Here is a 25,167-nt window from a genome sequence, read left to right on the forward strand (position 1 = left end):
ATTGCCTCGGACGCGCGTCCTTTCGTGCGGCGCCCCATGTTCAATCGTACAGTGTATCCCGACGTGATCCTCGAGGACGAGGTTGAAGAGCTTGGTATCACACTCACAGAAGTCGCCCGCCTAATCGACGTTCATGCACGGATCTCGCAGATCATCTGTTGCAAGCGTGCCATCACCGGTGACACCGCCCTGCGGTTTGGTCACTGGTTCGGCAGCGATGCGCAATTCTGGTTCAATCTCCAAACGCAGTTAGATCGGGCCGTTGCCGACCAGGCGACTGGTGGGGAGATCAGGAAACTGCCGACGCGCGCGACCTACGCCGCGCGGCCGCCGATTGATCAGCCGCGTTTGGTGTGAGCGCAGAAGGGCAGGAAAGGGGAGGGAAGGCGGCAGAGCCTTCAAAGGCCCGTCCCGGCGCAAAAAGCCGGGCCGAACTGCGGAGCCCCGTCGCTTCGAATGTTGCGTATCGGCCACGGTCAATATCCGGAGAAATGGCAAAAACGTTTAGTATCAATATCTTGATAAAATCTCCTCGAAGGGTATATAAATCACTGTACAGGGGTATGAGTTTTGCTATACATTTCTCCTTGTTGAACTGGAATCGAAGGTTTAGAAGCCTTCTCATTTGAACCCGGTCGGTTCTTTAGGGCGCAGTGCGTCTCGAAAGTGCCGATAAGGTGGGGACAACAAACGATCGTTGATGGGGCCGAATTAATCGGGCACCGAAATTTAAGAGGAAGATAAGCTATGGCTCTCGACCTAAGCACGCTGACAGCTCAGCAGCAGCTCGCAGCAATCTACATCGGTTACTATGACCGTGCCGCCGATCCGGTTGGCGAAGACTTCTGGGAAAGCGCAGTCGCCAACCCGAACCTCAGCCTCGCGGACATCGCGACGGACTTCGCGACACAGCCGGAAACGCTGATCGCTTATCCGTTCCTGAGTGACCCGACAGCGGAAGAAGCGGCGGGCTTCATCGCTGAAGTGTTCCTGAACCTCTTCAACCGCGCACCTGATGCGGCCGGTCTGGAATTCTGGAGCGGTGCTCTGCTCGCGTCGATCGCGGGTGACGAAGGCGCTCTCTCCGTTGGTGAGATCATCCTCGCCATCATCGAAGGCGCACAGGACTCTGCCGAAGGCAATGACCGCACAACGATCCTCAACAAGATCGAAGTTGCAACATCCTGGACCGACGCAGCTGACGCAGCTGGCATCGACTACGCCACCGACACCGGCGCTCAGGCATCCGCCAAGTCGATCATCGAAGGTGTGACCGACGAAGGTTCGACCGTTGCCGCAGCCAAGTCGACCATCGACGACTTCTTCGATCCGGCACCGGTTCCGGGTGAAGAATTCCTGCTGACCTCCGCGACCGACCGCATTACCGGCACCGATGCCGACGACGAGTTCAATGCCTATATCCAGCAGAACCCGTTTGCTGGCGGCATCTCCAACTCGCTGTCCTCGGCCGACCGTATCGACGGTGGCGCAGGCAACGACCGCCTCTATGCCGAACTGACCTTCGAATTCCTCGGCACCAACAACATCGCCGTGACCGACATCCAGCCGCGCATTTCCGGTGTTGAAGAAATCGACATCGAAGCACGTGACTTCGGCTTCGGCGGCGGCGAAGACTCCTTTACTGTCAAGGACAGCATCATCTCTCTTGGTGGCGAAGACGGTCCGGATATCATCGTTGATGCGAAGAACATCGTCGACCATGTCGAAATCGGCTCCTATTTCTCCGATGGCGACCTGACGATCGAAAACCTGACCACCCTGACCTCGTCGGGTGCGGCGCGCAACACGTCCGAGATCACCATCACGATGGATCACACGGACAACTTCAACACGGATAAAGACGCATCCGACCTCAAAGTCCTGTTCGACAACGACTACCTGCTGTCGGGCCAGGAATCCCAGGGTCAGATCTTCTACTTCCTGCTGGACGAAGATGCGGAACTCGCAGGCAACCCGAACCGCCTGAACAACATCGACGTGGACGGTATCCGTTTCACCATCGATCGCGGCAACGGTCCGGTTGAAGTCAACATCGAAGCCTCCGCCGCCAACGTGGCCGGCACACACCAGGGCTTCGTGAACGCACTGCAGGCACCGCTTCAGGCGCTGATCCAGAACGGCACCCTGCCGGCTGGCACCACGCTGACGCTGGACCCGACCATCACCGACGTCACCTTCCTTGACAACGGTGCACAGTCCGACCTGATCCCGGCCATCGTTCTGACCTCGGGCGACGGTTCCCCGGTCATCGCAACCGGCTTCTCGCGGATCGAAGAAGAAATCGGCGAGTACGACGTGTACGGCCGCTTCAACTCGATCAACGAAGTTGCAGACCAGCCGATCTCCATCGACATCGACCTGCACAAGGTGGGCCGTGGCGGTGAAGGTGGCGACCTGATCATCGGTGGCAAGGACGAAGATACAGCTGACGGCATCGCCGACGGTATCGCCGTCTTCAACATCAACGTTCTGGGTGCCGGCAACGAAGACCCGAGCGGCAAGATGACCAAGCCGTCCAGCCTCGGCACCGTGACATCGACCGGTAATGAACTGCGCATCGTCAACATCGCGACCGATCCGGTCTATGCTGTTGGTGACACCTTCGCGAGCCTTGAAATCCGCGACGGTTTCAACGCGAAGTTCTCGGGCAGCGAAAGCGGCGACCTTCAGCTGGTCAACGCAGATGCGTTCCTTGGCGACCTGATGCTGGGTACGTACGAGCACATCATCAACCTCGACACGCTGACAGCCCAGGGTGGCGGTGACGTCTCCTTCTACGGCGAACTGGATGGCAACGAAACCAACCAGGCCTACAGCTACACCACCGGTGGCGGCGACGACCTCGTCCATCTCCACATCGACGGTGACGCGACCGATTACGCTGAATCTTCGGTGAGCATCTCCACAGGTGCCGGCGACGACGTGGTCGACATCTACACCTTCTTTGATGATGGATCCGGCCAGAACGAGCAGCTGAACCAGAACATCCTTGACAATGTCATGGTTGATACCGGTTCGGGTGACGACGTCTACTACCAGCAGAATGGGCTGATGAACGCCGACGTCATGTTGGGATCGGGCAATGACACGCTCTATGCTGACGGTGACAATGGCGGCCGTGAAATCTGGGCGATGAACTTTGACGCGCAGCGTGTAGTGGCGCAGGGTGGTCTCGGCAACTCCAGCCCGGACGATCTGCCGGGTGAGCAGATCTCCTACGCCTATCTGGGTGGTGCAACCGTGACCGTGACCCTGTCGGGTGCCGGTATCAACGGCAACCTCGCGGCAGGCGGCGGTGTCATGGCGACAGACGCAACAGGGACTGACGACGTTGCACCCGGTGCAGACCGTTTGGTTGACGGTTTCGAAAGCAACGTGACCATCGGCAACGACCTGATCAACGGCAACCGCTACTATGGTGACCAGCGTGACGTGAACGCGGCGATCCTCGAAGCGATCAATGATCACCCGGTTCTTGGCGAAGCGCTTTTTGCCTTTATCGGTGCCAACAACACCGTCGTGATCCGCTCGCTGGTTCCGGGCGCGTTCGAAGATGTCGATCTGCGTGTCGACATCGTTCAGGCGAACCTGACCGGTACGGCATGGACCCCGGTCCAGACCGAAGCACGGAGCGTGTTCAGCAACTCCACCCTCGTGGTGAACTCTGTTGCATCCGCCAACACGCCGACAGGTGAAGACCTGACGACATCGGCTGGTGCAGACGCCTACTACGATGGTCTGAGCGCACGCGCCGACACCGCAAACAACTCGATGTCTGCGGCGGTTGGTGAGTTGGTCTCCAACACCCACACCAATGGTTCTGCCGCAAGTGGCGAAACCGACAGTGTGTATGATGGTGGCTCGGGCAACGACGTTCTGTTCCTGTCCACGGACTCAGTTGCTGCCGCTCCGCTTGATTTCACCACCAGCAGCAACAACGCGCTGATGAACGGTGCAAGCAACGAGACCGTCAAGCTGACCGGCGAAAGCATCGGCAACGACAGCATCTTCAACTTCATGACTGCTGGCGGAACCAACCTGGCGGCGCTGACAGCTCCTGCTGCACCGGTGCCTGGTTTCGATGGCCTCGACTTCCTGGATGTCACGGCATATCTCACCAGCCAGACATCTCCGTCGGGTTCGAGCGCGTCGACTGTCCGTATCGCAACAACGCTCCAGTACAGCGAGACCAATACATTTGGTGCCGCAACTGGTGACGGTGCAGGCGACACGGATATCAACGCCAACGAAGTTGCGGTGATCCGTTTCGACAACACCGGTCCGGATGCAGGCGAAACCTTCAATGCCATGACGGCAGCGAACGTGGCAGCCCTGTTCGGCACATCGCAGATCGGGACCGACAACGCCTATGGTGACCTGGCTCAGACCGTGTTCGATCTCGACTTCGGCCTGTCCAGCACAGCCCTGGTGAATGGTGCCGCGAAGGCGGTTCTCATGATCGAGAACGCGGACAACCTTGGCCAGTACAAGGTGTTCGAACTGAGCTGGAACGGTGCAGCAGCCGATCAGGCCGCCGCAGCCGCCAGCCTGACCGTGAACCTGCTGGGTCAGCAAGACTTCGGTGACTCGCTCACCAACCTTGACGACGTCAACCTGGTTGGCTCGGCAGACCACGCAGCTCTGCTGACCGTCGGCTTCGTCTAAGAACCGGGAAGAAGGTCTTTCGGGACCTTCTTCTTCGAGAAATCGAAAGCCCCCGGTTCCGCCGGGGGCTTTTTCTTTGGTCCGTCGCTATCAGATGGCTCGTGATGTGACACTTGTTGACGTGTGCGGGTGATTACAAAGCGGGGTAAGCGATATTGCTGAAAGCGCACAAACCAGAGGTCATCAGACCTTGGCGTTTTCAAGCCCGATCCGGCGGATTGCATCTTCAGATGCGGAGCGGGTGATTCCCGTTCCGATTGCGGAAGCCAAGACCATCAAGGCGCAATCACCTGAGATTCAGCGATCAAACCGACAGGGATGGCATTCCGACACCGATCTGATGTCCCGCACCGAACCGGGGCTTGCCGAACATGCGCGCTTCATCGAGAAAGCGATCAATACCGCGACCAAATCCATTGCGCCAAATTTCCCGCTGGAAGAATACCGACTGGTTTCGGAAGGTTGGACCAACATCAATTCGAAGCACGCGTATAACAAGCCGCATAGCCATGGCGGGTTTGTGTGGTCTGGGTGTTGGCATGTAACCGTTCCAGAGGTCAGAAATGGTCCGTCACCTCATACAATATTGAGCGCCACGATCCGGGCGTTGGCGGTTGATGGCGTGACCCCGGGCATCGCTCATATGCAGCTGATAGGAGCGCAGCTCTTCGGGCGTCGCGGTGTCGGGTAAATGACCGGGAAGGCGGCGAAGTCCTTGATCGCCCGAATACGGGTCTTCTGGGCTTTGTCGCCCATGCCACGGATGCGTGCGTCTTCGATCTTCCGGTCGCGCAGCGGGCTTACCTTCTCCTCTATCATGGGAACCTTGTGTCTGATGATTGAGAAGGCCCCAATCGTCAGGCAGGTCATCAAGATCGCAAAATGCGCACCGCTTTGGTCGGATCACCACACCAACCACAAGCGAAAATGTCGATGAGCGGCTTAGCCCTTGGGCCGGCTTCATCATTTGGTGTACCTTCTGATCCGGTCGGGATGCACCAGAATCCCGCAAACCAAAACGCCAAGCTCTTTAGCATCGCAAGTGAACGATACCGCCTATTGGGTTCACCCTCCCAAATGCGACGAGACGCGAAAATTTCGCAGTTCTGCTGCACACTTTGCTACACGTTTCGCAGCACGCCGCACCCACCGAATTCTGTCGCAATTTGTGCGTATGTCCGTCGACTGGCCGCACGTCAGAAGCGGTCGACTTCGCGGTCTCGGACCACAAGGATCGGCGTGACAAAGTCTGTGCGGCTGCGGGGCAGGTCGGTTCCCCGCAGCTTCTGATCGTTTCTTACAGCCCGTATTGCTCGCGGGCGTAGTCGCCGAGGCCGACTGCGTCGAGTTTGGCGAGGGGTGCGAGGAAGGTGACCTGGATGACGCCCGGAGCGCGGCCGATTTCGATGGCGCCGTTCACGGTGGCGCGGTTGCGGACTTCGGCCACGGTCATGCCCAACAGGGTTGCGGCGCGGGCGAGGCCGTTGTCGATGGCGGCGTTCAGGTTTGCGGCTGTCCCAATGACCGAGATCGGGGCCAGCGCGTCGATTTCGGATACACCCCATTTGGCGGCCAGTTTCTGCCCCTTGGCTTTTTCCGCATCGGTGAACGGCTTGGCTAGGGGTGGCAGGTCTTCTTCCAACGGGAAGAGGACGGGGCCGTCGATGGGGTAGTTCTTCAATACCTCGACCTGAAGCGTCACGCTGCCGGACACATCCATCGTGTGCCCTGCAATTTCGCCATCGCCTTGTCCGGCATGCATGTCACCCATGTAGACACCGGCACCCGGCACTTTGACCGGGCAGACGATGATAGCTCCGGCGCGCACGGCGTCGATGTCCATATGGCCGTCGGTCTTGTGTTCGGCCAGCTGTTCCGCGGTGATGGCATAATCATGCGGTGCGCCTACAAGGAACGCGCCGAAATCGCCTGCGTTGTGGCTGTCTGGCATTGCCATGGAGGGGCAGGTGCCAAGCTGGCCCATGAAGGGGCGCATGCGGACCAGTGTTCCAGGCATATCCGAGGGTGCAAAGGTCAGGATCGAGTGCTGACGGCTGCCATCGGGCAGCGCGGCGTAGTGATTGGCGTTCTTGCCGATGGTTTCAGCGGCGTCCTTTGGTAGGGTCAGGCCGACGCTGCGGGTTTCGTCGAAGGTCACGGTATAGCCGTGTACGATCTCGAACGGCGTGACGGCATTGCCGCAAGTGTCGCATTTCACTGCATCCTGCCCGATCCCTTCGACATGGGTTTCCGGCCAGACGGTGTCGCAGACCGGGCAGCGCGCAGCGACGTAAGGATCGCCAAGGCAGAACCCTTCGGGAGAGCTGTCATGCCCCGAGGCGGTCGCAATCGACGTTACGGTGATATCGCGGATGCGGATCGCAACCGCGTCGCCGACCTCGGCACCCTGCACGAATACCGGCGTTGTCACTTCATGTCCGCCGCGCAGGCGCGGGGTGATCATTGGGCCCCAGCAGCCCGGAGCGGTGTTGGCGATGATCGTACCGCCGTTTTCGATTGGGCCCAACATCGGTGCATTGGGGTCGAGAACCGAGTTGGTGAATTCTGAAACGACAACACTGCGCCGGGACGGCGTGGTACTTCCATCAGGCATGAGAACCTCCCTCGTTTGCATGGTCTTGTCGAAGCAGCGTAGGGCTTATTCGCGGCCCGGCAAGATGTTTGGTGGAGCGATATAGCCTCAATGCCCGTAGATCGCAGACGCGATGCCGAAGGCCCCGACGACGACAAGGCTCAGCGCCCAGACGATGTCGAGGTTGAACCACGTGCGCGACAGGAACTTGATGCCCAGCCACAGGTAGATCCCCACGGCCAGCACGGCTCCGGCGAGGGTCATGGCCCCGGTATGGACCAATGCGACCAGAAACGCGGTGGTGATGTTCTGGCTCATGAGTTGACCTGCTGCTGCGTGTCCTTCGCCACCCACGTCGATGCCGCAGATCCCGAGATAGATCGGCACCAGCATCAGCCCTGCACCATGCGCCATTGCGGCAAGAAACGACCAAAGCGCCAGACGGGCAGGGTGCACGCGCGCCAGAAACCGGGGATGGCGGCGATTGATCAGCAGGTAGATGCCCATTGCGATCACCAGCGCCCCGGCACCGATGCGGATCTGGGTCTCCCACGTGACCAAGGCGGTCATCACCGAGAACGGCAAGAGGATTGCCGTCATGGCAAGGAAATGCCCGAAGGCCAGCGCAATCAACGCGCGGACCATGGCGCGGGGGCGGCCTTCCATCAGCGCGGCAGAGACCGCAAGGGGCCAGCCCATGCCGGGATTGATACCGTGATAGATGCCGGACAGGATGACGGCCCCCCAGAGGGCCGTCACCGTGCTTGGATCAAAGCTCATTCAGATGTTCAGACGTTCGGGTAACAGAAGCTGTCGGTCGAACAATCCCCGCCTTCAAGCCGGATCTGGTGGGATCGCAGGCCCTTGGGGAACTGGACATAGAAGTCCTTGTCCAGCTCCAGCCCGCCGCCTTCGCCGACCCGCGCCATCACCATCTGGCCGCCATCCTGACCGGGGTAGAACTGTTCGTCCCATGTCGAATAGAGCGAGTTGGTCCAGTAGACCCGCTTGCCGTCGCGGCTCACCTCGACCATCTGCGGGCCAAAGGCAAAGTCGCCGCCGCTTGGGTGTTTGGTGTTCCGGCCAATCCCGCCCAGTTCGACCTTGCCGGTCAGGACCGGGTGCATCGGGTCCGACACATCGTATTGATGCATTTCCCCCATGCCCCAGCAGGCAACGTAGAGGTATTTGTCATCAAGGCTGAGGTCGATATCCGTCACCAAGGGTGGGACCGCGCCAAAGCCCTGCAACAGCGGCGGAAGATTGGCCGGGTCTTCGGGGCGCGGGTCGATGGTGATCGTTTTCTTGGCCTGCCACGTGCCATCGTCGTCGCGCCACCATGTGAAGATCGCGCCTTGCAGGTTGGTCGTGTCCACAACGACACCACAGAAGCCGTAGGATTTCTTGGGGTCATGCGCAGGCCGGATTTCCAGCGCCATCTGGTGATTGGCTCCAAGGTCGATGGTCTGGATGTTCTTGCGCTTGCGCAGGTCCCAGAAATGGATCGAATGGCCATATTTGTTGGACAACAGGTCCTCTGCCACGATCCCGTTTTCGAATTGTGGCGGCAGGCCCCATTCAGAGCTGACCATGTAATCCTGCGGCAGGTTCCACCAGAAATCGTAGTGTTTGTCCTGCGGGCCGCGATCCATTTCGTACTGGCCGATGATCTCGAAGGTTTCGCAATCCATGATGAAGATGCCCGGAGGGCCGTCGGTGCCGTCCTTGCCACCGCCACCGAGTGTCGAGACGTAGATGCCTTCAGGGCCGCAATGGATGGTGTGTGGGCGCGAATAGCCGGTTTTGGCGAAAACTTCCTCGGGTTCGATGATCTTATGGATTTTCGCGTTCAACGGCTCCTTCACGTCGATCACGTAAATGCGGGACGACCGAATGCCCGGCACAATCAGGTAGCGGCGTTCAAGAAACGCGTGACCCGACAGGGGGGACAGGGACGAGGAACAGGCGTTCCAGCCGAAATGGTGAAACTCGTCGCCCTTGTAGGGCATCATCACCGTATGAACGATGGTGCCATAGGTGTCGGATTTCGGATCGAGATCGACAACCGCCAGCCCGTCGGGCTGAGACCCGTCCGGGCTGAGCATGACCGTAAAGCCATAGGTTTCCACGGGCGCTTGCATGGCAAGCTGGGCCGTGGCGTGAAATGTTGGATCTGGTCTTAAGTTCATGTGGTCCTCCCTTGAAATTCAAACCCTTACCGGGTCGGTAATGAAAAAGTACTTTTCCAGTGATGCTGTATCCAAAGCGTCCTCAAACCTCGGGTACATTGCACAGTTGAATGGCACCGCTGACGCGGTGGGCCAAGTCTATCAGATTCTCGCCGATGTCTGCCCGGTATGTTGCGCCAAACCGCCGGATCGGCCCAACCGCGCCAACACTGAACGTGGCCCCGATATTGCCGATGGACACGGGCGCTGCGACGCTGGCGATGCCGATGTCGATTTCCTGATCGCAATCGGCAAAACCGCGTTTGACGATCTCGGCGAATTCGCGGCGCAGGTCGGCTTCGGTGGTCTTGGTGAATTCGGTATAGGCGCGCAGCGTGCCACTGATGATGCTGTCCTGAAAAGCCGGTTCGGCAAAGGCGGCGATAGCCTTGGAGCAGGAACAGGCGTGCAACGGGCGCACACCCAGACCGGGATGGATATAGGCGCGCGCTGGATCCTCTGGGGTTTCGACATGGATGATCTCGACCTGTTCATTGCGGAATCGCGACAGGAACACCGTTTCGTTGAACTTCACCGCTGCCGCCTTGAGCAGGGGAGCCGCCGCCTTGCGCACATCCACATCCGACTTGCCCAACAGCGCGATGCGGATCAGCCGTTCCCCGATCACCACGCGGCCGTCGTCTGCAGGGCTTTCGATCAACCCATGATCCAGAAGGGTCTGCACCAAGCGGTAGCTGGTGGGTTTTGGCAACCCCGTCGCCTTTTGGATATCCGCCGCCGTGACCGGTCGCCCCGCAACGGCGACAAGCTCCAGAATGGTGGTGAGGCGATCGAGAAGCATTGCGCGAGAATCTCACAATTAGAGACTTGGTCTCACGTTACGATTCAGTTCGATTGTCAGGCAAGAAAAAACGCAGCGCATGATGCGCCGCGCGTAAAGGTTCTCCCCAAACTTGGCGTGGGTACTTCTGGCCGGTAGGCTATGCGCCATGGGCTATGTCACGTCACTCTTTGTCCGCAAGATGGTTGCCGCCGCCGGGCCGGACGTGGATGCTGCGGCGCTGCTGACGCAGGCAGGGCTTGCGCCGGATGATCCGTGGGATCCCAAGCTCATGGTCCCCGACACGCGCTACTACGACTTGCTCGAAACCATCGCCGACAAGATCGACGCGACCGATTTGCCGATCAGGGTTGGCGCGTCGATGCGCTGTGATGAATACGGAGCACTTGGTCTAGCGTGGAAAGCAGCGCCAAAACTGTATGGGTCACTGGCCCGTGTCGAACGCTATGCCCGGCTGTGGACCAGCGTGGTGGAATACGAACTGCGCGACGACCCTCGCGGCGTGCTCTTTATCCTGCACCGTGACGGCCTGCGCCGGTTGGGGATGCGCCTGTCGAATGAGGCGACGCTCGCCAGCGGGGTCTCTCTGGCCCGGCAGGTTTGCCCGGTGCCCTTTGCACCTTTGGAAGTGCAGATCAAACACGCCGCTCCGGCGAACACCGCATACCACGAAGAGTATTTCGACTGTCCTGTCCGCTTTGAAGCCGAACTGGATGCGCTGCTGATCTCGCCCGATGCGCTGGCACAGCCGAACATCCTCGGGGACGAAGGCATATCGCGCTATCTAGTTTCGCATCTTGACCGTGAGTTGTCCGAAGTGGCGACTGAACCCGCGCTTATTGTCGAGGCCAAGGACGCCATTGCCCAAGCGCTGAGCGAAGGCACTCCCAAGATGGCCGACATCGCCCGCAGCCTTGGCTACAGCGCGCGGTCGTTTCACCGCCGGCTGTCGGAACATGGGCTGAGCTTCCAAACGCTTGCCGAAGACACCCGCCGCGAACTGGCCGAAGGTCTGTTGCGCGACGAACGCCATTCGCTGGCGGAGATCGCGTTTCTCACCGGTTTTGCCGAACAAAGCTCCTTTACCCGTGCGTTCAAACGCTGGGTGGGAAAGACGCCCGCCAGCTATCGCAAGGACCGCCTGACACCCTGACCGGTCAGGGCCGTCCTTTGGCGGCAAGTGTCAAAACCCTGGCATCGTTGGTCAAGATCGCAGGCCACCTGCCACACTATCCCCTTGGTCATCGCAACCCACCAAGGAGATAGACCCATGCAAGACCAACCCATCCTCGTCATTGGCGCCACCGGAAAGACCGGTTCCCGCGTCGCCACCAAGCTTGAAGCACTGGGCCATACGGTCCGTCGCGGATCGCGCAATTCGGCCACGCCCTTCGATTGGGAAGCGCCGGAAACATGGCCCGCCGCACTGGCCGGTGTCCGCGCCGCCTATGTCACCTACTTCCCCGATCTCACGTTCCCCGGTGCCGTGGAAAAGCTCGAGGCGCTGTGTGAAGCGGCTGTTGCAGCGGGCATCCAGCATCTGGTCCTCTTGTCCGGACGCGGCGAACATCACGCACGGCTGGGCGAAGAGGTGGTCCGCAACTCCGGCACCGCGTTCACAATCGTCCGCGCCGCATGGTTTGCGCAGAACTTCTCGGAAGGTTATCTGCGCGATCCGGTGCTGGCGGGTGTGCTGCCCATGCCCGGCGGCGATGTGGCGGAGCCCATCATCGACATTGACGACATCGCAGATGTGGTTGTCGCAGCCCTGACCGAACCGGGGCATGAGGGGCACCTTTACGAAGTGACCGGCCCGCGCCTGATGACCTTTGCCGATATGGCGGTCGAGCTGTCTGCCGCACTTGGCCGTGACGTGCAGTACATCCCGATCACGTTCGAGGATTTCCACGCCAGTGTCGCACAGGCCGGGGGCGACTTCGTCGCCGATGTGTTCACCGCCATCGCGCGGGAAACACTGGACGGGCGGAACGAACACCTTGCCGACGGCGTACAGCGCGCGTTGGGCCGTCCGCCACGCGACTTTGCCGAGTTTGCACAAACCGCTGCCCGGTCGGGCGCGTGGACCAAAGCGGCTTGAAACCCCACCAGAAAGGAACATCCCATGTCTCTCACCCGCCTTCAGAAGATCGCGCTGGCTGTCGCTGGTGCAACCTCGCTTGGCATAGGTGCCACCATCCTTGGCGCGCCGCATGTGTTCTACGCCAGCTACGGCATCGCCATCGGCACTGATCCCAGCCTGCTCAGCGAAGTGCGCGCCCTTGGGGCAGGGCTGACAGGGTTCGGTCTGGTCATGCTGGCGGGCACGGTCTTTGCCGTGCTGCGTCAGGCGGCTATCACCTCAGCGCTCACTGTCTTTCTGGCCTTTCCCGCTGGACGCCTTGTGGGCCTGTTCACGGACGGCGTACCGTCCTCGGGCATCCTTTCGGCGCTTGGGTTCGAACTGGCCATTGCAGCTTTATGCCTCTTCGCCTTCCGCCGCGCGGCCAACGCCTCCACGCAGATGGCGGTCAGCTGATCCCAATTGTGGGGAGGGCTGATCCTCCCCGCCTCCCTCCCAAATCATCAGAAAGTCCTCTCATGTCTCCGGTTCTCTTTTTCCTCATGCAATTCGCCATCCTCGCCTATGCACTGGTCGGCGGAGTGTTCCTTGCCTTTTCCGACTTCATCATGCGGTCGCTGTCCCTGACGGGCGGTGTCGGCGGGGTCGAAGCGATGCAGGTCATCAACCGCGAAGTGTTCCGCTGGGTCTTCATGGCGCTGTTCCTTGGAATGGCGGCTGTGTCGCTGCTCATTTCCGGCTATGCGGCGATCTCGCTCAGCGGCCCGGCCGGCACGTTGATCCTGCTCTCAGGTCTGGTCTACCTCGTCGGCTGTTTCGGTGTCACCGTGGTGTTCAACGTGCCGATGAACGAAGCGCTTGCCGGAATGGATCTCGCGGCAGAGGCCACCCAGACCTACTGGACCGGCACCTATCTGCCGCGCTGGACCTTCTGGAACTCGGTTCGGACCATCGCCTGTGGTCTCGCGGCGATGTTGCTGATGACGGGGCTTTTGTGGCTCACCCAGTCGCAAACACGCATGGTATGACCACCCGCAGCGTCAGATTGATTTTCCCACGATCGTCCCCTAGACGCGTCTGGCGAACCGCCGGGCGCGTTTTTCTGCCGGGTTCCGTGTTGATCAAAGGAGGAACCGTTCCGTGGCCAATCCGCTCTATGACGCGCTTTTTGCACCGCATGACGGCAACGCAACCCCGTTCCTGCACCTTGCCGATGGCAGCACCGTCACGCATGCGGATTTTCTTGAACTGGTCAGCCAGATGGCCAACGCGCTCGGTGCTTTGGGCGTGGTCCCAGGCGACAGGGTGGCGGTGCATATCGAGAAATCACCAGAAGCGCTCGCTCTCTATGCCGCTTGCGTGAAATCCGGTGCGGTGTTTCTGCCGCTCAACACCGCCTACACGTCAACCGAACTGTCCTATTTCGTCGAAGACAGCGGTGCGACGCTTTTCCTCTGCGATCCTTCCGAGGTGGACGCTGTCACCGACATCGCCAAGGTTACCGGAGCGATCTTGCACAGTCTTGGGGCCAAAGGTGATGGCAGCTTCATGGACCTTGCGCGTGCGCAGCCGTCACACTCAGATATTGCCGAGCGAAAGGCCGAAGATCTGGCCGCACTGCTCTACACCTCCGGCACCACGGGCCGCTCCAAAGGGGCGATGCTGACGCAAGCGAACCTTCTGTCGAATGCCGAAGCGCTGGTGGACGCGTGGCAGTTCACCGACCGTGATGTCCTGTTGCATGCGCTACCGATCTTTCACACCCACGGGCTGTTCGTTGCGACCAACACGCTGTTGCTGGCGGGTGGATCGATGATCTTTCTGCCGAAATTCGATCTCGACACGGTGCTGCGCCTGATGCCAAAGGCCACGACGATGATGGGTGTGCCGACCTTCTACACCCGCTTGCTGGACGATGCCCGCTTCACCGCAGACATCGCGCGTCACATGCGCCTTTTCATTTCCGGCTCCGCGCCGCTGCTGGCGGAGACCCATATCCAGTTCGAACAGCGCACCGGGCACCGCATCCTTGAACGCTACGGGATGACGGAAACCAACATGAACACGTCAAACCCCTATAAGGGAGAACGCCGCGCGGGGACTGTCGGGTTTGCTTTGCCGGGTGTTGAGGTGAAAATCTGCCATCCCGAAACGGGTGCCACCCTGCCGCAAGGCGAGATTGGTGTGCTCGAAGTGCGTGGGCCGAACGTCTTCAAAGGCTATTGGAACATGCCCGAAAAGACCCGCGAGGAACTGCGCGAGGACGGGTTCTTCATCACCGGCGACTTGGCCCTGATCGACGCCGACGGCTATGTGCAGATCGTCGGGCGCGGCAAGGACCTGATCATATCGGGCGGGTACAACATCTACCCCAAGGAAATCGAGCTGTTGCTGGACACGCAGCCCGGCGTGAAGGAGTCCGCTGTCATCGGCGCGCCGCATCCCGATTTTGGGGAGAGCGTCGTGGCTGTTCTTGTGCCGGAGGCGGGTGCCACAGTCGACCTTGATGCGATCAATGCCGCCGTCCGCGAAAGCCTTGCCGGGTTCAAGCGACCGCGTGTGATCAAGGTGATTGACGCCTTGCCCCGCAATACGATGGGTAAGGTGCAGAAAAACCAGTTGCGTGATAAGTACGCAGGTGTGTTCACAAACTAAAGCGCTGCAGTCAGTGCGGTATATTCAAGCTGTGCCGTCAGACCGCCATCGCATTCGATATTGCACCCGGTGACCCAGGACGCCTCGGGGGATGCGAGAAAGCGGATCACTTGGGCGATTTCGTCCGGGCGGCCGGCGCGCCCGGTCAGATCGACGCTGCGGGTTGCGCGGGCACCAAAGGCAGTCATGAAGTCCTCAAGGATCGGCGTGTCCACCGCTGCGGGACTGACCGAGTTGATCCGCAAGCCAAGGTCGCGAAACCGCTCGATATTGGACAGGCCCCAAGCGATCACCGCTTCCTTCGAGAGATCATAGGCGCGCACCGGGTCGATGGCTTCTTCCTTCAGGAACGCGTCCAGATCGTGCGACGCATCGAGCGCCAGAAACCGCTGCACCTGCGCCAGGTTCTCGCGCCATTTGCCGCCCGCTTTGGAGGCCATGTTGACGATGGCACCACCCGGGGTGAGATGTGGCAAGAGGTGTTCGGTTAGCGCGATCAGGGCTTGGGTGTTGACCCGCAGGATCGTCCATTCCAGTCCCGGTCGTGGCGGTAACCCGGCAGCGTTGACCAGAACGTCAATGCGCGACAGAGACTCGAGTGCCGCTATGGATGCCAGATCCGACAGATCGGCATTGATCCAGCGGTCGGCTGAGGGGCCGGGGTCGTTGCGATCAATGACGGTCACCCGGTCGCCATCCGCCTTGAACAACGCCAAGGCGGCGGCACCGATGCCAGATGCACCACCGGTGAGGACGATATGCCGTTGCCGGGTCACGTGGCGGCACCTGTGCCGATGGCGGTGGACAGGATGGCTTTGGCTGCGTCGGGGGTGCAGGTATCTCCGGACCATGCAACAAACCCGTCAGGGCGAACCAAGACGACACGCCTGTCCCAAGGGGTGAACCATGCCGCAAGGCAGGCCGGTGCGGTCAGGGGAATGTTCAGTGCCTCGGCTGCGTCCACAAACGCGGCTGCCGTGCTCGGATCTGCACAAAGCAGCGTGAAATCCGGGCCAAGCACATCCGCCACGTCGCGGCCTTCTGGTCCGGCAGGGGGCAGGTGATGCCCGGCGCGGGCGACAAAGCTGTGCGATCCTTTCGCGCTGGGCGTGCCACCGCTACCCGACACGATGGGCGAGCCTTCGTAGTTCGGTTCGAAATCCTCGACCCCGGAGGCACCTTCGGCACGGGCTTTCCACGCTGTCTCGAAGGCATCTTTGCCTTGGTCCGGGCTGTGATTGTTGAGGAATTCCCTGTCTTCGTGGATAAAGTTCTCGATGAAATCCCGTGCGGTCGAGGCAAAGACCGGCTGCCGCTCCGCACTGTAGCTGTCAAGCAGCGCGTCCGTGCCCCAACCCTTGATCGTTGCGGCCAGTTTCCAGCCCAGATTGCGGGCGTCCTCGAACCCGGTGTTGATCCCGTAACCACCATAGGGCGGGTGGCTGTGCGCCGCATCCCCCGCGATGAACGCGCGGCCCGCGCGATAGCTGTCGGCCAAAGACACACGCAGGTCCCAGAACCCGATATAGTCCAGATCAAGCGCGAACTCCTGACCCACGGCTTTGCGCAGCAGCCCTCGGAAATCGAAATTGTCGGTGGTCGTGCCGATGGGGACGGGGGCGTGGAAGAACCACGACAGCCCGTGATCGACCCGCCCGAAGAACAGCCAGTAGCCTTCGTAGTCGGGGTGCAGAACGTTGTAGAACGCCTTGCCCGGATAGCGCGTCAGCAGTTCGTGCAGCTCTTCCGACCGGAACACCAGAAGCGCCATCAAGCGGTTGTGGTCAGACAAGGTCTCGCTGATCCCGGCGTGTTCGCGGACAAATGACCTGCTGCCATCGCAGCCGACGATGTACGACGCGTCGATCACCTGCCGCCCGTCGCCATTGCGCTCTGCGATGGTCAGGCGAACACCCTCATCGGTCATCTCCAAAGCCTCGCCGGACCAACCGTAAAGCACCGTGATCTCGGGTATCTCGGCCACCCGCGCGCGTAGCACCCGTTCGGTGGCGTATTGAGGCAGCCGCGCGTTGGGCGCAAAGTAATAGTCTTTGACGTTCGACCGGTTCAGCCAGTCATAGGTGTAGTCCGACAGAAGCGTGCCATAGGCGGTCATCCCGCCAATGCCGCCGCCTTTTGGGATCGGATGGGCGCTGTGCAACTCGGCCTCGCAACCCCATGCGCGGAAATGCTCGGAGGTGCGCTGCGTCAGGTTCTGGCCTTTGGGGATTGGTTGCGGTTCCGGGTAGCGTTCCACGACGCAAACCCGGATGCCGCGTTGACCCAGTTCGATGGCAAGGCCCAGCCCGACGGGGCCACCACCATTGATCACCACATCGTAGGGGCCGCTCATGCGATCCCTCCCACACGTCCGGGTTCGGAATAGATGTGTTTGGTTTCGAGGAAGTCATAAAGCCCCTCTGGCCCATGCAAGCGCCCAAGGCCGGATTTGCCATAGCCGCCGGTTTCTGCTTCGGCGAAGAGCCTGAGATGCGAATTGATCCAGACCGTCCCGGCCCGGATCGCCCGCGCCATGCGCAAGGCGCGATGGTGGTCGGCAGTAAAGACCGACGCGGCAAGGCCGTAAGCGGTGGCGTTGGCCTTTGCGACGGCTTCTTGTTCGTCAGCAAAGGTCTCGATCGACACGATGGGGCCAAACAGCTCTTCCTGCACCAGGGACGATGCGATGTTGTCGATGCGGAACAACGTCGGTGTCAGGAAGGCTGAGTCCGACAGCGGCGCACCTTTGAGAACGATCTCGCCCTCGTCGCCGGCCTGTTCGATCAGCCGTTCGATCCGCGCCCGATTGTCGAGGTCGATCAGCGATCCCATCTGGCTGTCTGGCTTGTCTCCGGGGCCGACGCGGACAGCCTGGAAGGCGGCGATGATGCAGCTCTCGAACTCTTTGGCGAGTGACTCGTGGACAAGGAACCTAGCCGCGGCGACGCAGATTTGCCCCGCCATTGCCAGCGCCCCGTGGGTCAGTTCATGCACGGCGCGGTCCAGATCGGCATCGGCGAAGATCACCGCAGGCGCCTTGCCGCCCAATTCCAGCCCCACGCGCTTCAGCGTCGGAGCGGCGGCGGCCATGATCGCCTGCCCGGTGCGGCTGCTGCCGGTAAAGCTGATGACGTCGATATCGGGAGACGCGGTCATGGCGCGGCCCACTTCGATGCCGTTTTCGTTGATGGAGTTGACCACACCTTTGGGCAGGGAGGGCGCCTCTGCGATGGCCTGCATGATCCGCGCATGCACCAGCGGCGTTTGGTGCGCGGGTTTGATGACCGCCGTACAGCCTGCCGCCAATGCGGGAGCAAGCGACCGCATGAGCAAGGTCACAGGCGCATTCCAGGGCACGATGATGCCTGCCACACCTGCCGCTTCCCGATGGAACAGCGACAGGCTGCCCGGTGTAATTTCCTGCATGGAGCCGCGGATGTCGCGCGCGAGACCTGCGTAGTACCGGGTCTCGGAAATGGCGGCCATGGTTTCGCCCAAGGCTTCGGCGTGGATTTTGCCGTTTTCGGCCACCACCAGATCGGCGATCTCGTCCTTCGCCGCTTCAAGGCGGTTTGCGATTTCCAGCATCGCCTGGGCACGCAGGCGCGGGGCAGAGGCCCAATCGGTGCCGAAGAACGCAGTCCGTGCCGACGCCGCAGCGGCATTGGCCAGATCGGCGCTGCCGCGATGATACTGGCCCAATGAGGCCAACGTGGCCGGGTTGAGACTGTGGTCCAGTGGACCATCGCTGATCCATTCGCCACCGATGTAATGCCGTGCGGGATCATGGGTCATGGGGGTCTTTCTCCGGGTCAGTCATTGTTCAGGCGCTTGCGCGGGTGGCTGGCTGGGCGAGCGCGTCCGAGATCAACTCGGCGCGGTCACGGATGCTGTCGCGCAGCGCGGCAAGCTGGTCTTTGGTCAGGTTGGCTTCTTCGGTCGACAGGCACAGCGCGCCGATGGGTGTGCCGTCGCCCGCAAGGATCGGGGCCGCGACCCCGACAAGGCCCGGCGTCACTTCGCCATGGGCGGTGGCGACCCGGTCACGGCGGATGTGTTTCAACTCGGTCAGCACGGCATCTTTGGTGGTCCCGATGCCCGAAGTGACAAAGGCGTCGAGATAGTCGCTGACCAGCGCCGCGCGCTCTTTCGGCGGCAGGAAGGCGACGATGGCCCGGCTCACGGCACCTTTGCCAATCGGCATCGGACGACCACGCGGATAAGAGGAGCGCGGTTCCGGTGCCGATACTTCGGAGGCCACGCAGAGCATCTTCTGCCCGTAGAAGCGCAGGACAAACGCGGATCCGACGAACGCCTCGGCCAGCGCCTTGAGATGCGGGTCCGAGGCTGCGATCAGGGGATCGGAGCGGCGCATGAGGAAATCAAGCTCGGTCACGCGCGGACCAAGCGTGTAGCCTGATTGGGGCAGCGACACGAGGTAGCCCGCATCCTTGAGGGTCTTGAGGTAGCGGTACAGCGTCGGGCGCGAAAACCCCAAGGCCTGCATCATGTCCTCGGGTGTCCATTCGGAATGATCCTCGGAAAACAATCCAAGGATTGCCAGCAACCGTTCTCCTGATCCCGACACCGAGGTCATGGCGCGGTCTCCTGTGTTGCGGCTGCGGTCCGGCTGCGGATCATTTCAGACACGATCAGCGCAATCCCCATTGCGACGCCGATGGCATCGGTCACGATCGCTCCATCAAACGCGCCCGCTGGGACAAGGGCCATCAAACCCGCAACGATAAACAAGCCACGTTTTGTCAGCGACAACCGGTCGACGAAATAGCCCGCAAGCGCCGCCGAGACCAGCCAGACGCCAAGGCTTGCAGTGATCGCAGCAAAGATGATTTCGGTGGGTTCTCCGATCAGGATCAGCGACGGGCTGAACACGAACAGCACCGGGATCACGTACGCGGCCCAGCCAAACCGCATCGCGGCCCAGCCTGTGGCCATGGCTGGGGCCTTGGCAATCGCGGCGGCGGCAAAAGCGGCCATGGCGATGGGGGGCGTGATCATCGACATCATGCCGAAATAAAGCACGTAAAGATGCGCTGCGATGGGTTCGATCCCCACTTCGATGAGCGCAGGGGCCACAAGGGCGGCAAGCAGCACGTAGACGCCCAAGGTGGGCAGGCCCATGCCAAGGATGATGCAGACAATGGCCGACAGCGCTAAGAGCAGAGCCGCGCTGCCGCCCCCCACCTGCACCAGCGCATAGGTCAGGTTGAAGCTGAGTCCGGTGATGTTGAGCACGCCGATCACCATGCCGGACGCGGCCGAGATCAGCAGGATTTCGACAACCCCATGCCCGGTGCGGGCAAAGCTGCCGAACAACGCGCGGATGGTCGGACGGACACCGCGATAGCCAAAGACAAGCGCGGTACCGCAAAGTGCCAGCGCTGACCAGAGGGCTGCGCGCTCCGGCTGGTAGCGCAGCCAGAACAGCAGGTAGATCAACACGGCAAAGGCGGTGGCAAAGTGCAGACCAACAAGCACAGTGCTTTTGGCGGGGATCTCGGATTCCGGCACGCGCTTGATACCAAGCTTTGCCGCTTCAAGATCCGCCTGAATGAACAGAGCCACGTAATACAGGATCGCGGGCAAGAGCGCTGCCATCACGATCTGGCTGTAGGGAATGGCCAGAAACTCGGCCATGAGAAACGCCGACGCGCCCATGACGGGCGGCATCAGTTGCCCGCCGGTCGACGCAACCGCTTCAATCGCGCCCGCCTTGTGCGCCGGATAGCCATCGCGTTTGATCATCGGAATGGTGACCACGCCTGTCCCGACGACGTTGGCCACGGCTGAACCCGAGATCGACCCGAAGAGTTCAGAGGCCAGAACCGAGATCTTCATCGATCCACCGCGGAACCGGCCCATTCCGATCATCGCGGCATCAGTGAAGAACTGCGATCCGCCCGTGATGCCCAAAAGAACGCCGAACAGAATGAACGCGATCACGACAGTGGCCGCCACCGACATCGGCAACCCCAGCACGCCATTGGAATCGACGGCCAGATAGCCCGCCAGCAGTTGCCAGTTCTGAGGCCGCCCCTGAAGCCGACCGGGGATCAGGTCTCCGAACAGCGCGTAAAGCAGGAACGCCGAAATGATCAGCAAAAGCGCCCAACCTGTTGCCCGCCGCAATGTTTCGAGCAACAGAACAATGATGATCACGCTGGTGATCCAAAGCTCGGGTGGTCGGGCAAAGATCATCAACACTAGATCGGGATACGCCACTGCAACATAACCCAGCGCGGCCATTGAAAGACTCGCAAGCACGAGGTCGTAAAGCGGCACATCCTCGCGGTCGGTCCCGCGCCGCGCGGGAAGGGTCAGAAAGGCGAGTGGCAGGGCGAAGAACAGCACGCCCGCGAAGAATTGTTGTGGGTAAAGGTCCAGCCCCAGCTTGCGCTGCACAGACAATGCCCAGCCGACCGCCAGCAGAACAAGGCAGGCGGCAAAAACGTCGGCCAATGGCTTGGCAAGGCGCGCGGGCAGGGCGGGCATGGCGATGATGGTGTCCTAAATCATGCAGGCATGGGCAGTGTCAGCGCGCGCCACAAGCGGGCGCGCGCCGACATCCCTCAGTTCAGTCCGACTTCTGCGAAAAAGCGCTCGGCTCCGGGATGGTAGGGCGCTGCTCCGGGCGTGCCGCGCATGTCTGCCGGTTTGAATGCGCGGAACGGCGGGAACGTGTCGACCATCACTTGGGCGTTTTCGTAGATCGCCTTGGTCATGGCATAGACCACATCATCGGACGCACCTGCATGGGTGAAGATCACCTGCGGGAAGGCGATATAGACCGTGTCCTCCAGAACGCCGGGCATGGATCCCGCGGGCAACGTGGTGAAGAACGCGGTCGGCCAATGTTCGCGCGCCGCAGCCAAGGCGGCATCGCTGTCATCCTCGACCCCAAGCGCACGCAGACCGCCCACGGCGGCATCCGCCTCGCGGACCTTGCCGGCACCGTGGGCAAAAATGAACCCAACGGTGTCACCGGCCATAAAGGCATCGGCCCCGGCGACCACGCTCGCGACCGAGACTTTCTCCACGTCGTCGCGGGTCATGCCTGCGGTGGCGTAGAAGGCCGAAAGCTGCGGCAGGATGGTGTTCTGCGCGGTGTAACCATCGGTCATCGGCTGACCCTTGAGGTCGGACACCTTCATGATGTCGCTGTCCGCACGGACAAAGATCGCTTCGACCAGTGGCATTAGATGCGCGACGACACGCAGGTTGGGGTGGGCGCGCCCGTCCCACCAGGCGTCACCGGTGAGGGCGTAATCAACCTCTTGCAGGTTCGCCACGCCAAATTCGATGCCGCCCTGATCAATGAACGGAATGAACTGGTTGGGGCTGGTCGCGGGCTGGATCGTGGTGTTCAGCCCGGCGGCGTTGGCGGCATTCGCCACGGCTGTGCCGATGTTGTGAAACAGCGATCCGGGGTTCGATGTGGCGATGCCGACATTCTGCGCGCTGGCCGATGTGGCAAGGGTCGCGCCTAGGAATACCGCCGCCGCGGTGAGTAGCGTCTTCATGGTTGTCCTCCCAAATGTGGTTCTCGTTTGGGTTAGAATCCCAATTATTGAGAATAAGTTGACTTTACGAAGGGGCAGCGGAATATCAAGCCTGAGATTCAGGGAGGATGTATGTTTGAAGATCAGGCCCGGCCAAAAACCGGAGGTGAGGCCCTTCTGACGGCCCTGAAGGCGTGCAGAATAGACTATCTGTTTGCCAATGCAGGAACGGATTTTCCGCCGATAATCGAAGGGCTTGCGCGTCTTTCTGAAAGCGATGTGCCAACTCCGGTGACGGTCCCGCACGAAACGGCGGGTATGGCGATGGCACATGGGCATTGGCTGGTCACCGGGCGGCCACAGGCGGTGATGGTGCATGTGAATGTCGGGTTGGCGAATGCCGTGATGGGTGTGATCAACGCCGCATCTGACAATGTTCCGGTGTTTGTGCTGTCCGGGCGCACGCCCTTGACGGAATCGGGGCGCAAAGGCGGGCGGATGACGCCGATCCAGTACGGTCAGGAAATGTACGACCAGACCAGTCTGGTGCGCGATGTGGTCAAGTTCGACTACGAATTGCGCTATCCTGAACAGGCGGACAGCGTGACCAAACGGGCGGCGTCCCTGATGACCAGCGCGCCCGAGGGGCCGGTCTATATGAGCCTGCCGAAAGAGCCGTTGACCGAGGCGTTGCCGGAAGGCTTCGCGCCAGCGCCGCTGCCCGCCACCGCAACTCCCGCTTTGCCGGATACGGATGCGATAGCGACATTGGCGGCGTGGATTGCCGAGGCTCAGTCTCCGGTGGTCCTGTGCCAGCGCGGCGATCCGCAGGGCAGGGTGTCGGCGCTTCTGTCGCGCTGTGCCGAGGCGTTCGGATTGGCGGTGGCCGAACCGTTCAGCATCCGTAACGTCTTGGCTTCGGACGATCCGGTACTTTTGGGCTATAATCCCAAGGCCGCCACGGCAGAGGCCGATCTGGTGATCGTTCTGGACAGCGGTGTGCCGTGGATCGAGGCCGTCAGCGCACCCGGACAGGCAACCCGCGTTGTGCACATCGGCCCGGACCCGCTCTTCCGCCGGATGCCAGTGCGTGGGTATCAGACCGATCTGGCGATCACCTCCGATCCGGCGATGGCGCTTGAGGCGCTCTTGGCGATCACTCCTGACGCTTCCGCGTCTGCGCGACGGGCAAATGTGCACGCCAAGGTCGCAACAACCCGCGATGCGAAACCAAAACCGGATGCGGGTGGTGATGGCCCGATGACCGCCGAATGGATGAGCGCCTGCATCTCGGACATCATGGATGAGAGCGCTGTCGCGTTCTCGGAATTGGGTCTCTTACTGCCACATATGACCCTAAAAGGTCCGAACCGCGTGTTCTCCAATGTGCATGCAGGCGGCTTGGGCTGGGCCATGCCTGCTGCTCTGGGCGCACAACTGGCGGACCGGGACCGTCTGGTGATCGCCTGCGTGGGCGACGGGTCGTACATGTTCGCCAACCCTGTCGCTTGCCACCAGATCGCCGAGGCGCTGGGCCTGCCGATCCTGACGATCATCAAGAACAACGCCATGTGGAACGCGGTGCGGCGTTCGGTGGTCAAAGGCTATCCCGATGGCGCGGCGGTGCGGCAGAACCGCATCCCGCTCACCTCGCTTGAGCCATTGCCGGACTTCACGCAGGTGGCCAAAGCCAGCCGCGCGCATGCTGAACGCATCGAGCGGGGCGCAGACCTGCCCGATGCCTTGCGCCGCGCGGTCGAGATCATTCGCACTGAGCGCCGTCAGGTCTTGCTAGACCTATCGGTCGCCGCGTCGGACGATCATTGATGGACCCGGCATCGCTGGCCTTTGCCTTTGTCGGCATCCTGTTGGGCGGGTTCCTCAAGGGGGCGACCGGGGCAGGCGCGCCTGTGATAGGTGTGCCGGTGCTGGCCATCGTGTTCGATGTCCCGAAAGCGGTGGCGATCTTTTCGGTGCTGAACCTCTGTACCAATATCTGGCAAGGCTGGGCCTTCCGCTCCGAGATTACAGAACACCGCTTGACCTGGACCTTCGCGCTGATGGGCGCAGTTGGGGCGGCCGTTGGTTCGGTGCTGTTGGCCACGTTGCCGGTGCCACTTTTGATGGCGTCGTTGGCTTTGGTGGTCTTTGCCTATATCGGCTTGCGGCTGTCGCGGCCCAACTGGCATTTGTCGCGCGAACGCGGCCGGCAGATGGGACCGTATGTCGGTCTGATTGGCGGCGTCATGCAGGGGGCGGGCGGGCTGTCGGCGCCAGTGTCCATCACCTTTCTCAACGCGCTGAATCTGCCGCGCAAAGAGTTCATCGCGACGATTGCGATTTTCTTTCTGGCCATGTCGCTCACGCAGGTGCCCGCGCTCTGGACGCTTGGCATCCTGACATTGGACCGGTTGCTGCTTGCGTTTCTTGCGCTGATCCCGATGTTTCTGGGCATTCCCATCGGATCATGGGCGGCGCGGTTCCTGTCGAAACAGGCATTCGACCGGTTGATCCTGTCGCTCTTGGCGGTGATCGCGGTCAAACTGATCTGGGACGCGGCGCAAGCGGGGCTTTGACCCCCAATGCAAAACGCCACCCCGGGT

At 61.2% G+C, this 25,167-nt stretch carries 20 protein-coding genes; 10 read left to right on the top strand and 10 right to left on the bottom strand.

Annotated features, from left to right (window positions below; genetic code table 11):
* The first annotated feature begins 36 nt into the window (after positions 1-36).
* The 3 genes from ACMVPR_RS03465 (at position 37) to ACMVPR_RS03475 (ending at position 5,377) form a co-directional block, all read left to right on the top strand.
* Positions 37-357, top strand: coding sequence for a HigA family addiction module antitoxin (locus tag ACMVPR_RS03465; RefSeq protein WP_416881722.1), 321 nt, complete (start codon positions 37-39; stop codon positions 355-357).
* A 390-nt stretch (positions 358-747) separates the two neighbouring features.
* A complete protein-coding gene (locus ACMVPR_RS03470; protein ID WP_416881723.1) occupies positions 748-4,686 on the top strand; it encodes a hypothetical protein in 3,939 nt (1,312 codons plus the stop codon).
* A gap of 190 nt (positions 4,687-4,876) precedes the next feature.
* Positions 4,877-5,377 (top strand): hypothetical protein, encoded by a 501-nt coding sequence (locus ACMVPR_RS03475; protein ID WP_416881724.1) that lies wholly within the window; start codon positions 4,877-4,879, stop codon positions 5,375-5,377.
* A 606-nt stretch (positions 5,378-5,983) separates the two neighbouring features.
* Here ACMVPR_RS03475 and ACMVPR_RS03480 read toward each other — a convergent pair.
* From ACMVPR_RS03480 to ACMVPR_RS03495, 4 genes are all read right to left on the bottom strand, one after another.
* A complete protein-coding gene (locus ACMVPR_RS03480) occupies positions 5,984-7,300 on the bottom strand; it encodes an acetamidase/formamidase family protein (RefSeq protein ID WP_416881725.1) in 1,317 nt (438 codons plus the stop codon).
* Between the two features lie 87 nt (positions 7,301-7,387).
* Complete coding sequence (locus ACMVPR_RS03485) at positions 7,388-8,059, bottom strand: hypothetical protein (RefSeq protein WP_416881726.1); 672 nt, start codon at positions 8,057-8,059, stop codon at positions 7,388-7,390.
* An 8-nt stretch (positions 8,060-8,067) separates the two neighbouring features.
* Positions 8,068-9,468, bottom strand: coding sequence for a selenium-binding protein SBP56-related protein (locus ACMVPR_RS03490; protein WP_416881727.1), 1,401 nt, complete (start codon positions 9,466-9,468; stop codon positions 8,068-8,070).
* 82 nt (positions 9,469-9,550) lie between these two features.
* Entirely contained in the window at positions 9,551-10,309 is a 759-nt protein-coding gene (locus ACMVPR_RS03495) for an IclR family transcriptional regulator (RefSeq protein WP_416881728.1), read from the bottom strand.
* Positions 10,310-10,457: 148 nt separating this feature from the next.
* Here ACMVPR_RS03495 and ACMVPR_RS03500 point away from each other — a divergent pair, with 148 nt between their 5' ends.
* From ACMVPR_RS03500 to ACMVPR_RS03520, 5 genes are all read left to right on the top strand, one after another.
* The gene (locus tag ACMVPR_RS03500; protein ID WP_416881729.1) at positions 10,458-11,462 is read left to right on the top strand and encodes an AraC family transcriptional regulator; all 1,005 of its coding nucleotides are present in this window, start codon (positions 10,458-10,460) and stop codon (positions 11,460-11,462) included.
* Between the two features lie 117 nt (positions 11,463-11,579).
* The gene (locus ACMVPR_RS03505; RefSeq protein WP_416881730.1) at positions 11,580-12,407 is read left to right on the top strand and encodes an NmrA family NAD(P)-binding protein; all 828 of its coding nucleotides are present in this window, start codon (positions 11,580-11,582) and stop codon (positions 12,405-12,407) included.
* Between the two features lie 24 nt (positions 12,408-12,431).
* Positions 12,432-12,845: a DUF4345 domain-containing protein gene (locus ACMVPR_RS03510; protein ID WP_416881731.1), complete on the top strand. Its 414-nt coding sequence runs from the start codon at positions 12,432-12,434 to the stop codon at positions 12,843-12,845.
* A 62-nt stretch (positions 12,846-12,907) separates the two neighbouring features.
* The gene (locus ACMVPR_RS03515) at positions 12,908-13,417 is read left to right on the top strand and encodes a DUF1772 domain-containing protein (RefSeq protein ID WP_416881732.1); all 510 of its coding nucleotides are present in this window, start codon (positions 12,908-12,910) and stop codon (positions 13,415-13,417) included.
* Positions 13,418-13,529: 112 nt separating this feature from the next.
* A complete protein-coding gene (locus ACMVPR_RS03520; protein WP_416881733.1) occupies positions 13,530-15,044 on the top strand; it encodes a malonate--CoA ligase in 1,515 nt (504 codons plus the stop codon).
* Here ACMVPR_RS03520 and ACMVPR_RS03525 read toward each other — a convergent pair.
* The 6 genes from ACMVPR_RS03525 to ACMVPR_RS03550 form a co-directional block, all read right to left on the bottom strand.
* Complete coding sequence (locus tag ACMVPR_RS03525; RefSeq protein ID WP_416881734.1) at positions 15,041-15,820, bottom strand: SDR family oxidoreductase; 780 nt, start codon at positions 15,818-15,820, stop codon at positions 15,041-15,043. The two genes, ACMVPR_RS03520 and ACMVPR_RS03525, sit on opposite strands and share 4 nt — an antisense overlap.
* Positions 15,817-17,397: an FAD-dependent monooxygenase gene (locus ACMVPR_RS03530; RefSeq protein ID WP_416881735.1), complete on the bottom strand. Its 1,581-nt coding sequence runs from the start codon at positions 17,395-17,397 to the stop codon at positions 15,817-15,819. Before ACMVPR_RS03530 ends, ACMVPR_RS03525 begins: the two co-directional genes overlap by 4 nt.
* The gene (locus ACMVPR_RS03535) at positions 17,394-18,839 is read right to left on the bottom strand and encodes an aldehyde dehydrogenase family protein (protein WP_416881736.1); all 1,446 of its coding nucleotides are present in this window, start codon (positions 18,837-18,839) and stop codon (positions 17,394-17,396) included. The genes ACMVPR_RS03530 and ACMVPR_RS03535 overlap by 4 nt, the downstream gene beginning before the upstream one ends.
* A 28-nt stretch (positions 18,840-18,867) precedes the next feature.
* A complete protein-coding gene (locus ACMVPR_RS03540; protein ID WP_416881737.1) occupies positions 18,868-19,641 on the bottom strand; it encodes an IclR family transcriptional regulator in 774 nt (257 codons plus the stop codon).
* A complete protein-coding gene (locus ACMVPR_RS03545; protein WP_416881738.1) occupies positions 19,638-21,557 on the bottom strand; it encodes a TRAP transporter permease in 1,920 nt (639 codons plus the stop codon). The genes ACMVPR_RS03540 and ACMVPR_RS03545 overlap by 4 nt, the downstream gene beginning before the upstream one ends.
* Positions 21,558-21,634: 77 nt before the next feature.
* Positions 21,635-22,585: a TAXI family TRAP transporter solute-binding subunit gene (locus ACMVPR_RS03550; protein ID WP_292265303.1), complete on the bottom strand. Its 951-nt coding sequence runs from the start codon at positions 22,583-22,585 to the stop codon at positions 21,635-21,637.
* 111 nt (positions 22,586-22,696) lie between these two features.
* Here ACMVPR_RS03550 and ACMVPR_RS03555 point away from each other — a divergent pair, with 111 nt between their 5' ends.
* Together ACMVPR_RS03555 and ACMVPR_RS03560 are read left to right on the top strand one after the other, a co-directional pair.
* Positions 22,697-24,391 carry a thiamine pyrophosphate-requiring protein gene (locus ACMVPR_RS03555; RefSeq protein WP_416881739.1) on the top strand — a complete coding sequence of 565 codons (1,695 nt, stop codon included), beginning with the start codon at positions 22,697-22,699 and terminating at the stop codon, positions 24,389-24,391.
* Positions 24,391-25,140, top strand: a complete 750-nt coding sequence (locus ACMVPR_RS03560; protein ID WP_416881740.1) for a sulfite exporter TauE/SafE family protein — start codon at positions 24,391-24,393, stop codon at positions 25,138-25,140. Before ACMVPR_RS03555 ends, ACMVPR_RS03560 begins: the two co-directional genes overlap by 1 nt.
* The last annotated feature ends 27 nt before the right edge of the window (positions 25,141-25,167 follow it).

Source organism: Marivita sp., assembly GCF_048006345.1.
In the GTDB taxonomy this organism is placed as follows: domain Bacteria; phylum Pseudomonadota; class Alphaproteobacteria; order Rhodobacterales; family Rhodobacteraceae; genus Marivita.